Source organism: Bacillus sp. 5w2 (assembly GCF_054353775.1).
This window is the reverse complement of record NZ_JBTIWT010000007.1, coordinates 66,486-81,468: the sequence shown is the minus strand read 5'-3', so window position 1 is coordinate 81,468 and position 14,983 is coordinate 66,486. Positions and strand designations below refer to the sequence as shown.

Genomic DNA, 14,983 nt, shown 5'->3' with positions numbered 1-14,983 from the left:
GCCACCAGAAGAACCATTGCCACCAGAACCGTTGTCACCAGAGCCATTGCCGCCAGAGCCATTGCCGCCAGAACCACTGCCGCCAGAACCGCTGCCGCCAGAACCATTGCCGCCAGAACCGTTGCCGCCAGAACCACTGCCGCCAGAACCGCTGCCGCCAGAACCATTGCCATCAGAACCGCTACCGCCAGAACCATTGCCGCCAGAACCGTTGCCACCAGAACCACTGCCATCAGAACCGCTACCACCGGAACCACTGCCGCCAGAACCGTTACCACCAGAACCGTTACCACCAGAACCACTATCGTCCTGAGAACCACTGTTTCCTGGTGGTTTATTATTATCTTTTGAGTTGCCTTCTGCTAAATGATCGTTATTTTGTACAATTGCGTTTGTTGCTGGAGAGAAGTTTTCAGTTGCTGCACTACCGATATTTAAACCACTAAAAAAAGATAAAGAGAGTGTTGATGCTAAAATGAAGATTTTCGTCATTGTTTTCCTCCTAAGAAATTAATATTCCATCTAAAATACATCCCTTTGTAATATTTCTTAGGAAAAAGAGTTTTATGCAAAAAAAACTATATATAGAAAAAGGTGGTGTATTTCTGAAGAGAGAAAAGAGTTAGTGTAAATTCTTTATAATAGTAGAGTGGTGGGAATTTTACACTCATTACAGTAGAGGAAGTGACAGCAGATGAAAGAATATATTGCATTTGATATTGGTGGTACACAAATTAAATATGGAATTGTTTCAGAAACAGGAACAGTACTAAAGCATAAAACAGTTCCAACAGAAATTCATTTGGGTGGGGAACAAATCATTCAAAAGCTTATTCTTCTATCCCGAAAATTAATGAATGAACATACGATTTCGGGAATTGGCATTAGTACTGCGGGAATTGTTAATATTCATAAAGGAGTTGTAACGGGAGGGGCGGAGCATATTCCGAACTACTCGACTATTCCTATTGTTGATAGATTGCAAGAGGTATTACAAGTTCCTGTGTCCGTTGAAAATGATGTGAATTGTGCAGCTTTGGGTGAGAGGTGGAAAGGTATTGGAAACGGAAAAAGAAATTTTATTATGCTTACTCTTGGAACTGGTATTGGGGGAGCGATTTTTATAGATGGAGAGTTATACAGGGGACATTCTTTTAGTGCTGGTGAATGGGGAAATATGTTAATAGAAGGAAAGCAGTTTGAAGAGGTCGCTTCGATTTCAGGGTTAATTCGTCTTGTACGAAAATATAAAGGTGAAAGTGATTGGAATGGAAAAACAATTTTCGAATTGTATGATAAAGGAGATAAGGAAGTTACGCAAATAGTTGAGGTTTTCTTTAAACATTTAGCGATTGGAATTAGTAATCTTGCTTATATTTTTAATCCAGAAATGATTGTTATAGGTGGAGGAATTACTGATAGAGGAAATAAGTTCTTAAAAGAAGTAAAAGAAGGGATTGATAAATATTTGAATAAAGAGATTTACAGTGATTGTGAGATTGAACTTGCACAAAACGGAAATTGTGCAGGAATGATTGGTGCTATTTACCACTTCTTACATCATCATAAGTAAATTATATGAATGTTTTCATATAACTGAGAATTTATCCTTTTTATCACTAGGTAAATAATGCTACAATATAAGGGAAGAATACAATATTTTCCGCCTTGGAAAATGCTTTGTAGAAAGGAAGAAACTGCATGCCTATTATTTTAGAAAAAGGTCAAAAGATCGATTTAACGAAAGGACAACCAAAAGTAGCAAAACTACAGGTTGGCTTAGGCTGGGATCCAATTGGGCAATCAGGTGGGTTTCTGTCTTCATTATTTGGAAGTAAACCAAATGTAGATTGTGATGCATCTGTTGTTATGTTAGAAGGGGATCGCTTTTTAAACAAAAACGATTTAGTTTACTTCGGAAACAAGCTTTCTACTTGTGGTAGTATTATTCATTCAGGAGATAATTTAACAGGTGAAGGCGCTGGTGATGACGAAACAATTTTCGTAGAATTACATAAAGTTCCGAGCCGTATTAATCGTTTAGTATTCGTTGTAAATATTTATGACTGTGTAAATCGTCGTCAAGATTTCGGGATGATTCGTAATGCATATATTCGGATTCAAAACCCGCAAACTGGTGAAGAATTAGCACGCTATAATTTATCGGATAATTATGCTGGCAAAACGACTCTAATCGCAGGTGAAATGTATCGCCACGGAAGTGAATGGAAGTTTTCAGCTGTTGGAGAAGGCACACAAGATAAAAACTTAAGTGAGATTGTATCACGTTATCAATAAAATAAACCGAGGAGGAATTGAATATGGCATCAATTTCATTGAAAAAAGGACAAAAGGTAGACTTAACAAAAACTAATCCAGGTCTTTCAAAAGTTCTTGTAGGACTTGGTTGGGATACGAATCGCTATGACGGACAAAACGATTTCGATTTAGATGTTAGTATTTTCTTAGTAGGTGCTAACGGTAAAGTTTCAGGTGCAGAGGATTTCGTTTTCTATAATAACCCTAAAGGTGCGAATGGTGCTGTAGAGCATTTAGGAGATAACCGAACTGGTGACGGTGAAGGTGATGACGAAGCGATTAAAGTAGATTTAAAAAATGTACCTGCACATATCGAACGTATTTGCTTCACAATTACAATTTATGACGGAGAAGGCCGTAGCCAAAACTTCGGACAAGTTTCTAACTCTTTCGTACGTATTCTTGATGAAGAAAAAAATGCAGAGTTAATTCGTTACGATTTAGGAGAAGATTTCTCTATTGAAACAGCTGTTGTAGTAGGTGAACTATACCGTCATGCAGGTGACTGGAAGTTCAATGCAATCGGAAGTGGATTCCAAGGTGGATTAGCGTCTCTATGTAATAATTTCGGTTTAGATGTAGAGTAATAGATTTGCCCCGCATTAACGGGCAGTAGACCTCCATCTCAAAATTTAGCGAGAGCAAAGAAGTTAGGTGGGGATCAACTACCCGTAAAAGCCCGATTGGTTCAACTAATAATCAGTGGGGGATGAAGAAAACCCCCACTGATTAAAGTTTCACTTTATATATCCATCGGTGAAACAGATGTTTACTGATGGATATATTTTTAAATATTAAAATATAGAGGTGAGTATAAATGGTAATTCAATTGCAAAAAGGACAGAAGATTGATTTAGGTAAGACAAGCCCTGGTTTAACAAAAGCAGTAATTGGTCTTGGGTGGGATATTAAATCTTATGATGGTGGATCAGATTTCGATTTAGATGCATCTGCTTTTTTATTAGATGCGAACGGAAAATGTACGAAGGAAACTGATTTTATCTTCTATAACAATTTACAGTCTCCTTGTGGATCTGTTTTACATACAGGAGATAACCGTACAGGTGAAGGTGACGGGGATGATGAGCAACTTGTTGTAGATTTGAAAAAGGTTCCAGCAGATGTTCATAAAATTGCTATTACAGTTACAATTTATGATGGAGAAGGCCGTAATCAAAACTTTGGACAAGTCGGAAACGCATTCGTTCGTTTAGCAAATGAAGAAACAAACGAAGAAGTTCTTCGTTTTGATTTAGGAGAAGATTTCTCCATTGAAACAGCAGTTGTCTTTTGTGAATTATACCGTCATAATGGACAGTGGAAGTTTAATGCAGTAGGAAGTGGATTCCAAGGTGGCTTAGGTGCGCTTGTAAGAGCGTATGGCTTGGATGCATAGAAAGGAAACGATATTCGTTTCCTTTTTTTGACCTTTCTATAAATCTAGCAAAGAATAGGGGATAAAGGTAAGATGAGTATTTTGCAAGGAATCCTTGATACGTATGCTCAGTTTTTCGACTTGGACATGTGGATTAAAGTGTTGCAAGATCCAGTATCTTGGGGATTAATAGGTACACTTGTTGTACTTGAAGGGTTATTATCTGCTGATAATGCACTTGTATTAGCGGTAATGGTAAAACACCTTCCAGAAGAAAAACGTAAAAAAGCATTATTCTATGGACTTATTGGAGCTTATGTATTCCGATTTATTGCAATTGGAATTGGAATGTTCTTAATTAAATTAGCTTGGGTAAAAGTGTTAGGTGCACTTTACTTAGCTTGGCTATCAATTAAATACTTCATTGATAAAAGAAAAGGTAATGCAGAAGAAGAGGAAGCTCATGGTATGAACCAAAACAGTATTCTCTTCAGAATGTTTGGTGTCTTCTGGGGAACAGTTGCGATGGTTGAATTAATGGATATCGCGTTCTCTGTAGATAGCGTGCTTGCTGCGTTTGGTGTATCAAATGAAGTTTGGATTCTATTATTAGGTGGAATGCTCGGTATTTTAATGATGCGTGGGATCGCTGGTGTATTCTTAAAATTATTAGAGCGTATTCCAGAACTTGAAACGACAGCATATATTTTAATCTTAATTATTGCAGCAAAAATGTTACTGTCTGTTATTCATATTGAAGTAAGTCATACACTGTTCTTTATTATTTTAGTTGTAGCATTTGGAGCAACATTTATACTTCACTACATGAAGAATTCTGGACAAGCTAAAGAAGAAGTTGCAGCTACTAAAAATAATCATAAATAATTGAAATGGGTTTGCTCGTTTTGCGAGCGCCCATTTTTTATAACCAAAAATAGTTTATAATAGAAGAAGGACTTAGAAAAAACGTAAATGTTTTTGGAGGTGAACTGTTGTGTTTTCACGTTTTACACTTCAACCATATGCATTAAAAGATGAATCAGATTTAAAGCAATTTGAAACACTTTTAGAAAAACGCCCACAATATGAACTGACAGAGAATGAGATGAAATTTAGTTATATAGCATGTCGAATTATTGGCGTTCCTAATGATGTAGATGAATATTTTAATGAACTATTTGATTATAGTGAAGCGAAAGGAATTGAAGTTTTACACGAACAAAATTTAAACAAAGTGATTGATTCAGAAAAGCTTCGTCACATTCAAGAAGTGTTCGGATTACATCAAGAAGCACCAAATGGTCTGACAGTAAATAGGTTAGTGGCACACTTATCTGGGAAACAACTTTTACCGAAAGTAGACAATCCTGACTTACAGCATTATATACATACGACGTTCATTTCAGTATTGAAATTATATGAGAAACAACATAATCAATCTTTAAAGACAGAAGGCTTCCGTCGTTTCTTAATCGACATGATTAAATTAAGCGAAAATTACGTCGCGAAGTGGTTCTCTACGGTTAATTATAAGAAACAAATGCCGCGTATCGTTTGGTATGGGGATGCGACGGAGAGCCGTATATATTTCTTATACTTCCTTATTATGCTCGGCTGCGATGTACTTTATTATCACCCAGAAGGAAAAGATGGATTTGAGAGTGTTGATGAAGAGGGAAGGACTTTTATTGTGTCTCATCCAGGCCGGATTTCTCTTGAACCATTTCCAGATCGTCGCCGCGAGCGTGTTGCAACAGTAGCATATCAAGCTTCAAAGGAAATTGAACAAGTACTTCACCACGATAATTCACTATTATACAAGCCGTGGCAATTCCGTTCCTATACGCCTGTAGCTCGTACACTAAAAACAACATACGATGAACTCTTTTTAATCACGAAAGAAAAGGCGTTTGTACGCCCGACATTCTTTGTTGAAAATAAACACATTTATATCCCTTCTTTATTTGCGAAAATATCAGGTGTTTCAAAGAATGATAAAGAGTATTTTCAGCGATTAAAGGCTGTTACATCATTTGATAACAGTTTATTAATTAATACATTTCCGTTTACGAAAGAACAAAAAGCAAATTTCCAATATCATTATCGAGATGCATTAGACCGTGCGGGGAAATTACATCCAGATTTAATTATGAACAGTCATTGGTGGCCGCATAAACGATTGCCAGAAGGATTACAACATGGTATTGCAGAAGCGATTATCCATACGTGTGAAAGTGAAATGTGTAAACCAATTGCAAAAGAGACGAAACAAGATGTAGCGCTATATGTTTTCGCGCAACTTTCTCAAATACCACCGAATATTTTAGAACAGCTTGAGAAATTTGATTATTCACAAGATGTACCGAAAATTGTTATATTTAATAATGAGAAGAGTGGAGAATTAACTCGTTCTGATGCTGTTTTATTACTATTTTTAAATCAAATAGGAGTAGATGTATTCCACTTCAATCCAACGGGACGAAATGATATTGAACCGTATATTGATGCAGCAGCATTTGATTCACATTGGCTTGAAGAAGTTAATTTCGATCTTGAGTTTCATGGTTCATCAGCCTATAAAAATTTATCACAAACAATAAAAGGACTATTTCGTCCATTTTTATAAGGAAAGGGAGAATACGATATGAATAACCCAGTCGTACTAGATTCGAAAACAGAATTAAATGAGCAAACAGCACAAGATGTTCGCTTGCAACTTAGACAAGATGCGGATGTACAACGTATTTATAATGCGGTAGATATTAAAGACCAATTAGAATTAATTGAGCTTGGAAAAGAACCTTCTATGGAAATTTCACGCTTTGCAGATCAAATTTTACATACAATGTCTCTGTCAAAAATAGAAGACTCTGGTGAGTTATTAAAACAGCTTGGTAAAATTATGGACAGGTTTGATAGCAAAGACTTTGCGGAAGAGAAAAGCGGTTTCTTCTCACGTATGTTCAAAAAAGCGGATAAAATGATTGAACAAATCTTTAGCAAGTATCAAACGATGGGCCGTGAAATTGATAAAGTGTACGTGGAAATTACGAAGTATCAAGATGAAATGAAAAAATCAATTGGTACGTTAGACGGGTTATATGAGCAAAACTTAAAATATTACTTAGATTTAGAAAAATACGTAGTAGCAGGAGAAATGTTATTAGATCGTTTAAATACAGAGCTAGTTCCGATGTATGAAGAGCGTGTACGTAATAATGATCAATTGGCAGGTATTGAGTTAGAGTCGCTTAAAAACTCTGTTGAAATTTTAGAACAACGTATTGATGATTTAGAAAAAGCACGTATGGTTGCTTTACTTACAGCACCACAAATTCGTATGATTCAACGTGGTAATAATAAATTAATTGGTAAAATCAATACAGCGTTTATTACAACGATTCCTATCTTTAAAAATGGTATCATTCAAGCGGTAAATGCGAAGCGTCAAAAGCTTGTTGCAGATTCTATGGCTGAACTGGATCGTCGTACAAATGAATTACTTAAGAAAAATGCACAAAATATCGCAACGCAAAGTGTGGAAGTAGCGAGATTATCAGGTTCTTCTAGTATTAAGATGGAAACACTTGAGGAAACTTGGAACATTATTTCAAGAGGTATGCAAGAAACACAACAAATTGAAGAGCAAAACAAACGTGAGCGTGAAGAAAGCCGTAAGCGTATGGCTACATTAACAGAGAACATCAAAAAAGAATTACAAGGATAAAGTGAAACTTCAATCAGTGGGGTTTTGTTCTTCCCCACTGATTATTAGTTGAACCAATCGGACATTTATGGGCAGTTAATCTACCACCTAACTTCTTTGCTCAAGCTGAATTTTGAGGTGGGAGTTTTACTGTCCGGCGAATAGTGGGATAAATGAAAAGGCAATGAGGATTGTTCCTCATTGCCTTTTAGTTTCTTTTCACTAATTTAATGATCTCATTCACAACAAGTGGAATGATACTTAATAAAAGAACAAATCCCCAATCTCGCATCGTTAACGCATGCACACCGAATATATTTGCAAGGGGTGGGATGGAGATGATACAAACTTGCATAAGAACACCGATAAGAAGGGAGAAGACTAAATATTTATTTGTAAAAATCCCAATTGAAAAAATTGATTTCGTTCTTGAACGCAAGTTAAATGAATGAACGAGCTGAGAAAAACTAAGAACAACAAATGCCATCGTTTGAGCGTGTAATAGAGCATCTTCATCAATTTTCTCTGGGAAAAGAGGGAATAAATTTGTATCTCCAGTATAGAATTTTGCTCCGACGATAAAGGCTGCTAGCGTTAAAAATCCAATTATAGCGCCATTGAAAATAAGAAAAGGGACACTACCGCTAAATAGGCTTTCTTTCGCACGGCGTGGTTTTTCTTTCATCACATCTGAATCTTCAGGATCAACGCCAAGTGATAATGCAGGAAGTGTGTCGGTAATTAAATTGACCCACAAAATGTGAATTGGTCGTAATGGTGTCGCCCAGCCAAGTAAAATCGCTAAAAATAAAGCGATAATTTCTCCAAAGTTACATGAGAGTAAGAAGAGAATTGATTTTTTTATGTTACGATAAATATTTCTACCTTCCTCAACAGCTTTCACAATAGATGAGAAATTATCATCTGTTAATACTACATCCGCTGCCCCTTTTGCAACGTCTGTTCCTGTAATACCCATCGCTACGCCAACATCTGCTTGCTTTAAAGATGGAGCATCATTGACACCATCACCAGTCATAGAAACGATATTACCCTTCGCGCGTAATGCCTTTACAATTTTCACTTTATGCTCCGGAGAGACCCTAGCGAATACATGTAAGTGATTAATTTTGCTTGCTAGTTCTGTATCTGAAATATTATCTAATTCAGTTCCAATCATAATTTCAGATATGTCTTCGGCAATGCCAAGCTCTTTGGCAATTGCAAAGGCGGTATCTTTATGGTCACCAGTAATCATAACTGTGCGAATACCGGCTTTTTTACATTCTGAAATTGAATCTTTTACTTCAGTTCGTGGTGGATCAATCATACCGACAAGACCAATAAAGATGAGGTTTTCTTCAAGATGATCTATATCCACATTGCTTGAATTGTATTGTTTAAATGCGAATGAAAGTACTCTTAAAGCTTCTTGAGACATTGCCCTGGCAGCTTCTAATATTTGATTTTTATCAGCATCTGTTAGAGCCTCGATTTTACCGTTTTTAAATATGTGGGTACATCGAGGTAAGAGTTTATCAATAGCGCCTTTCGTCATGCTATAGTAGCTTTCATCGTATGTATGTATGGTTGACATCATTTTACGATCTGAATCGAAAGGCAGCTCATTAACGCGTTCATGTATCTTTTCTAAATGATCTTTTTGCATGTTAAAAGTGTTTCCGGCAACAAGAAGGGCGATTTCTGTAGGGTCCCCTGTTTGTGAATCGGAACCGTAAGACGCATCGTTGCATAGCACCATATTTTCTAACAATAGTCGTTGCGCATCATTATTTATATTTAAATTTTTTAAGTGATCGTATGTGTTATCACTATAAAAGTGAGTAACGGTCATTTTATTTTGCGTTAACGTACCTGTTTTATCTGAACAAATAATTGTGACAGAACCGAGAGCTTCCACAGCTGGAAGTTTACGAATAATAACATTTTGTTTAATCATTCGTTGCACACCAATTGCAAGAACGATGGAAACGATAGCTGGCAAACCTTCTGGAATAGCTGCAACGGCTAAACTAATAGCAGTCATAAACATTTCTAGCGTATCCCGTCCTTGTAAAAAGCCGATGAGAAACATAACGATACAAATAGCTACAGCGACAAAGCCTAAATACTTTCCGACTTGTGCTAAGCTTTTTTGAAGTGGTGTCATATCATCGTCTGCTTCATGTAACAGGGTAGCAATCTTACCAATTTGTGAGTTCATTCCTGTTTCAACAGCAATACCGACACCGCGTCCGTATGTTACAAGAGTAGACATAAATGCCATGTTTTTTTGATCGCCTAACGGCACTTGCTCATCACTTTGCATAGAAGGGTGGTAGATTGCATCTTTATCAACAGGGACAGACTCACCAGTTAGAGCAGATTCTTCAACTTTTAAATTTGCAGTTTCGATAAGCCGTAAATCGCATGGTATATACCGTCCGGCATCAAGCATAACGATATCACCTGGAACGACGTGCTCAGATGGAATCTCTTTTAGTTCACCATCTCGTTTGACGATAGCTTTAGGTGTCGCCATTTTTTTCAAGGCCTCTAAAGCTTGTTCTGCTTTCGATTCTTGGATGACACCGATAACAGCGTTTAAAACTACAACGAGCGCGATAATACTTGCATCAGCCCATTCACCTACAAAAGCAGAAATAAGGGCAGCAATAATAAGGACATATACGAGGACGTCATTAATTTGGGCGAAAATACGCTGCCATAAAGAGCGTTTTTGTTTTGTAGCTAATTCATTAGAGCCGTATTGCTGTAAACGTTCATTTACAATTTCATCTGTTAAACCGTGTTGTTCGTTTGTTTCTAGGTCGATTAATGTTTGATCTTTCGTCTTACTGTACCAATTGCTCATAAGTAAGCACCTCCAGTAAAAACAGTTAGCAATGGTAGTGTTGCTATTATTTGTGAGTAGTATGTATGGAGAAAAAATCTAAGGTGAGGTTCTACTTCTATTGTACAGTATTTTACAGTTGGGTGAGGGGAAGAGAAGAGTTGTCATGAATTTGTTGGAAATAAAAAAGAGCCTCATATAAGCGAGGCTTTTTTTACTTTTTAATTAATGTACCTAATTCTTCTGTAATAGCTTGCATTTCACTAATGCTGAATGTTTCACGTTTCATAACATGCTCATAAATGTCACGTAAGTCTTCGTACATTTCTTCATTAAAACTAGCAGCTCTCATCGCTCCAGCATTAACCATACGTAATTTTTCTTTAATAGCTTCGACCATATATTCAACGTTTTCTTCTGACTTTACGGATAAATCCACCGAAGTGTCCCCCTTTAAAATAACATAAGGCTATCTTAACATTTTTTATCATTTTCGTTAATGAATCTTTTCAATCCTATTAAATTAGTAGGGATTTCCTTTATAATTAATAATTGGTTGTTTATACTATAATTATATATTAAGAAATACACCAAGAAGGGAAGAAACAAAAATATGGTTCAAGTATTGTTTGTTTGTCTTGGGAACATTTGTCGTTCTCCGATGGCAGAAGCGATTTTTCGAGATCTTGTCGTAAAAGAGGGACTTGAAGAGAAAATTGTCATTGATTCTGCGGGAACTGGAGATTGGCATATTGGTCATCCGCCACATAAAGGAACACAAAAAATTTTAAAAGAAAATGCAGTCACTTTTGAAGGAATTAAAGCAAGGCAAGTAGAAAAAGAAGACTTAACAAAGTTTGATTATATTATTGCCATGGACAACAAGAATATAGCAGATTTAAAAAGTTTAGGTAAAACTGGAGGCTATATTGGTAGGCTGTCCGATTTTGTTCCAGACGGTGGCTGGACAGACGTTCCCGACCCTTACTATACAGGGAATTTCCAAGAAGTATATGACCTTGTAACAGAAGGGTGTGCAAAGCTATTAGCTTTCATTCGAAATGAACAAGGAATATGAGGAAGCTTAGAAAGAAATACTTTCTAACATAAGAAATGAAAGGGTGAAGGAATATGGCAAAGAAAAATAATATTGCTCGAAACATTGCGATTGGTGTAGCTGCAGGTGTAGCTGTATCTATGTTGAAGAAAGAAAACCGTGAAAAAGTAAAAAATACTGCGGAAAAAGCAAAAACAAAGATGATTGAAATCGGTGAAAGTGCGAAGATAAAAGAAAAAGTGCAAACTGTTACAGATAAAGGACGCGAACTCGCTGACTTCAATGTAGTAAAAGCGAAAGTAGCAGAAATTAAAAAATTGACGCCGTCTGTTGTAGAGACGTTAAAAGAAACGAAAGAAATTTTTAGTAAGAAAAAGGTTGAGCCAGCAGAGAAGCCAGAAACGATTGAAATTCAAGCTGTATCTTCAAAAGTAGATGAGCTGAAAGCAGAAGAAGAGCCAGTAGTTGCTGAAGATGGCGGTATGAAAGAAGCGCGTGAACTATTTATGAAAGACTCTAATGTAGAGGAAAAAAAAACTGAAGCGTACATTGAGTTGAAGCAAGATAAAGAAGAGAAGAAAAGCGTTTAAACGTATATGAGAAAAATTTTAGAAAAGGTGAGAAGAAATCGTGCTTATTCGTTTGGTAAAGATTTGTATGACCGGACGATGCGTGATGATGTAGCGGGCTTGGCAGCACAGCTCGCTTATTTCTTCTTGCTTGCGATTTTTCCTGGGCTTGTTTTCTTAATTACGCTTCTTGGATTCATTGACCTTCAAACAGAAAGTGTGCTCAATTTATTAGAACCGTACGTACCGGAAGATGCAATGTCCTTAATTGAAGTAAACGTGGATAAAGTTGTAAATGAGCAAAATGGTGGTTTATTATCATTTGGTTTATTGTCAATGTTATGGTTTGCTTCAAACGGGGTAAATGCGGTTATGAATGCTTTTAACCGTGCGTATGATGTAACAGAAACACGTTCTTTTATTAAAACAAGAGCGTTATCAATTGTGTTTACGTTAGCTATCATTTTTATGATTGTGTTTGCGCTAATTGTTCCAGTGTTTGGACAAGTCATTGGGGCAGCGGTATTTAAAGCAATTGGTTTATCGGATAGTTTTTCTTACGTGTGGAGCATTACACGATTAGTAGCGAGTTTCTTCGTACTATTTGCATTGTTTAGTTTTTTATATACATTTGCACCAGATCGAAAGTTAAAAAGAAGAGAAGTCATTTCAGGAGCAACATTTGCTACTGTCGGATGGATTGTGGTATCGTACTCATTTGCTTATTATGTAGATAAGTTTGCGAATTACGCCAATACATATGGTGGTCTCGGTGGTATTATTATTTTAATGTTATGGTTTTACTTGACTGGATGGGTAATTTTACTTGGTGGCGAAATTAATGGTTTACTCCATCATTATAGGACGAGTGACAATAATTCCCGTAATGAAAAGTGAGCTCTTGTTCCATAATAAAAGGGAACAGGGGGGATATTTCATGAGTAATAATAAAAAGAATCACAACAATAAAAATAACAATAAACAAAAGAGTAGTTCGCATCCAAAGCATAAAACGAGTAGTAGTGCGAACGGGCATAATAGCTACCATTAGAAAAAACGGGTCCTCTATGAGGGACCCGTTTTTATTTGTTTCCTTTTAATAATCGTAACCCGTTTAAAATGACAAGAATCGTACTTCCCTCATGCCCAATAACACCGAATGGCAGAGCTAAGAATTGCAAGAAGTTTGAACAAATCAGCATTGCAATTACAGCTAGTGAAAAGATTACGTTTTGCTTTACAATACGGTTCATTCGTTTTGATAAACGGATTGCTTGAGAAAGTCGAGATAACTCGTTCTTCATAAGTACAACGTCTGCAGTTTCTAAAGCTACGTCTGTTCCTTCTCCCATTGCTACACCAATGCTAGCAGTAGCGAGTGCAGGGGCATCATTTATACCATCTCCGACCATTGCTACTGTCCCGTATTTTTCTTTTAGCTTTTTAATCGTTTCCACTTTTGTTTCTGGTAAGCATGATGCGTAATATTCCTTTATATTACTTTCGGAGGCAATTGCTTTTGCTGTTTCTTCATTATCTCCAGTAATCATAATTGCTTCGACACCAATGCTTTGTAATTCGCGAATAGCAGCTATTGTTTCTTGGCGAAGCGTATCTTTTAAAGCGATAAGTCCAAGGATGCCGCCCTCATCGCTAATATAAACGACAGTTTTACCTTCTTTTTCAAGTGAGGCAGAAATACCATTATGAAATGTCTTTGTTTCTTCACCAATAAAATCAGCTTTACCTATTTTATAAGCTTTGCTTTCAAATATTCCTTTTAGCCCAAAACCAGTTACATCTTCAACATTTTCTGGTTTTTTTAATGTAATGTCATACGCATGTTGTGCATACTTCACAATAGATTCAGCTAAAGGATGTGTTGAGTGACTTTCAATTGCTGCTGTAATAGAAAGTACTTCTTTTTCTGTCATATTTTCTCGAACATATACATCTGTTACGGTAGGTTTTCCTTGTGTTAATGTTCCTGTTTTATCAAAGGCAATTGCTTTTACTGAAGCAAGGCGTTCTAAATGTATGCCACCTTTAAAGAGAATTCCATTTCTTGCTCCGTTAGAAATAGCAGATAATGTTGCTGGTGTAATGGCAGCAACGAGTGCACAAGGAGATGCGACTACAAGTAAGATCATAGCGCGATAAAACGTTTCATTCCAGCTCCAATCCAGTAAGAAATGAGGGACGAACATCATAAGCGCAACAATGAGTAGTACACCTTTTACATATGTTCCTTCAAACTTTTCTATGAATAGTTGTGATGGTGATTTTTCACTTTGTGCACTTTGGACGAGACGGATAATCTTTTGGAATAATGTTTGATCGCTCGGCTTCGTAATTTTAACTTCGATAGCACCGCGTAAATTTACAGTACCAGCAAATACTTCATCACCATGTTTTTTTTCATTTGGAATAGGTTCACCAGTAATCGCTGCCTCATCGATATTTGTTTCACCGCTATGAATCGTACCGTCAGCAGGAACGCGCTCACCTGGCTTAATTAAAATAACGTCGTTAATTTGTAATCGTCCAACAGGAACACGTTCTTCGGTTCCGTTTGAAATACGTAATGCTTCTTCAGGTTGTAGATCAAGAAGCGCTGAAATTTCTTTTTGACTTTTACTTAATGTATAAGATTCCATCGCACCGCTTAGTGCGAAGATAAAGATTAAAATTGCGCCTTCTGCCCAGTAGCCAATGATTGCAGCACCGATAGCAGCAAAGAGCATAAGCATCTCGACATTTAGCTCTTTCTCCTCGATTGTATCTTCAATACCTTCTTTCGCTTTTGCATATCCACCAACTATATAAGCAAGGATATAGCAAGTAATGCCTACATTCATTACATCGTTCTTTGTGAATAACCAACCAGCTAAAATGAAAATACCAGATGCGATTGCAAATATAAGTTCATAATGTTTCTTTAATGTATCCCATAAAGAGGGATGAGAAATAGACTTTTGTACTTGTAATGCTTTTACTTCTGAGTTCATTACTACTCGCTCCTTCCAAATTCTTATTGAGAAAAAGAATCAAAATCGAAACCCCTATAAAACGACGAAAGCTGCCATCCATAATGGATAGCAGC

13 protein-coding genes and 1 pseudogene are annotated in these 14,983 nt (G+C 36.7%); 10 read left to right on the top strand and 4 right to left on the bottom strand.

The annotated features are described in order from the left end of the window. Window positions 1-492: pseudogene (locus tag ACXY7N_RS14510) on the bottom strand (cell wall anchor protein); the annotation flags it as partial. A gap of 202 nt (window positions 493-694) precedes the next feature. Here ACXY7N_RS14510 and ACXY7N_RS14505 point away from each other — a divergent pair. The 7 genes from ACXY7N_RS14505 to ACXY7N_RS14475 all read left to right on the top strand — a co-directional run bounded on the left by ACXY7N_RS14505 (window position 695) and on the right by ACXY7N_RS14475 (window position 7,421). Then, a complete protein-coding gene (locus tag ACXY7N_RS14505; RefSeq protein ID WP_016136999.1) occupies window positions 695-1,573 on the top strand; it encodes an ROK family protein in 879 nt (292 codons plus the stop codon). A gap of 128 nt (window positions 1,574-1,701) precedes the next feature. Beyond that, window positions 1,702-2,298 carry a TerD family protein gene (locus tag ACXY7N_RS14500; RefSeq protein WP_001121586.1) on the top strand — a complete coding sequence of 199 codons (597 nt, stop codon included), beginning with the start codon at window positions 1,702-1,704 and terminating at the stop codon, window positions 2,296-2,298. Window positions 2,299-2,321: 23 nt separating this feature from the next. Beyond that, a complete protein-coding gene (locus ACXY7N_RS14495; RefSeq protein ID WP_000146724.1) occupies window positions 2,322-2,906 on the top strand; it encodes a TerD family protein in 585 nt (194 codons plus the stop codon). A 230-nt stretch (window positions 2,907-3,136) separates the two neighbouring features. Then, entirely contained in the window at window positions 3,137-3,715 is a 579-nt protein-coding gene (locus ACXY7N_RS14490; protein ID WP_000236647.1) for a TerD family protein, read from the top strand. A gap of 72 nt (window positions 3,716-3,787) precedes the next feature. After that, window positions 3,788-4,579 (top strand): TerC family protein, encoded by a 792-nt coding sequence (locus ACXY7N_RS14485; RefSeq protein WP_016089462.1) that lies wholly within the window; start codon window positions 3,788-3,790, stop codon window positions 4,577-4,579. A 109-nt stretch (window positions 4,580-4,688) separates the two neighbouring features. Then, entirely contained in the window at window positions 4,689-6,320 is a 1,632-nt protein-coding gene (locus ACXY7N_RS14480) for a YceG family protein (protein ID WP_016137000.1), read from the top strand. Between the two features lie 18 nt (window positions 6,321-6,338). Then, entirely contained in the window at window positions 6,339-7,421 is a 1,083-nt protein-coding gene (locus ACXY7N_RS14475) for a toxic anion resistance protein (RefSeq protein ID WP_001064411.1), read from the top strand. A 187-nt stretch (window positions 7,422-7,608) separates the two neighbouring features. Here the strand turns inward: ACXY7N_RS14475 and ACXY7N_RS14470 are convergent, their stop codons facing one another. Next, window positions 7,609-10,275: a cation-translocating P-type ATPase gene (locus ACXY7N_RS14470; RefSeq protein ID WP_016089460.1), complete on the bottom strand. Its 2,667-nt coding sequence runs from the start codon at window positions 10,273-10,275 to the stop codon at window positions 7,609-7,611. Between the two features lie 193 nt (window positions 10,276-10,468). Beyond that, window positions 10,469-10,693, bottom strand: a complete 225-nt coding sequence (locus ACXY7N_RS14465) for a DUF1128 domain-containing protein (RefSeq protein WP_000366197.1) — start codon at window positions 10,691-10,693, stop codon at window positions 10,469-10,471. Window positions 10,694-10,867: 174 nt separating this feature from the next. On the opposite strand from ACXY7N_RS14465, the gene ACXY7N_RS14460 reads away from it, so the two are divergent. From ACXY7N_RS14460 to ACXY7N_RS14450, 3 genes are read left to right on the top strand one after another with little or no spacing between them, the layout of a single operon-like run. Continuing rightward, entirely contained in the window at window positions 10,868-11,332 is a 465-nt protein-coding gene (locus ACXY7N_RS14460; protein ID WP_016089459.1) for a low molecular weight protein-tyrosine-phosphatase, read from the top strand. A gap of 53 nt (window positions 11,333-11,385) precedes the next feature. Further along, a complete protein-coding gene (locus ACXY7N_RS14455; RefSeq protein ID WP_016137001.1) occupies window positions 11,386-11,901 on the top strand; it encodes a DUF4075 domain-containing protein in 516 nt (171 codons plus the stop codon). 6 nt (window positions 11,902-11,907) lie between these two features. Then, entirely contained in the window at window positions 11,908-12,777 is an 870-nt protein-coding gene (locus ACXY7N_RS14450; protein WP_016133536.1) for a YihY/virulence factor BrkB family protein, read from the top strand. A gap of 185 nt (window positions 12,778-12,962) precedes the next feature. On the opposite strand, the gene ACXY7N_RS14445 is transcribed toward ACXY7N_RS14450, so the two are convergent. Continuing rightward, window positions 12,963-14,888 (bottom strand): heavy metal translocating P-type ATPase, encoded by a 1,926-nt coding sequence (locus ACXY7N_RS14445; RefSeq protein ID WP_016089456.1) that lies wholly within the window; start codon window positions 14,886-14,888, stop codon window positions 12,963-12,965. Window positions 14,889-14,983: the final 95 nt, after the last annotated feature.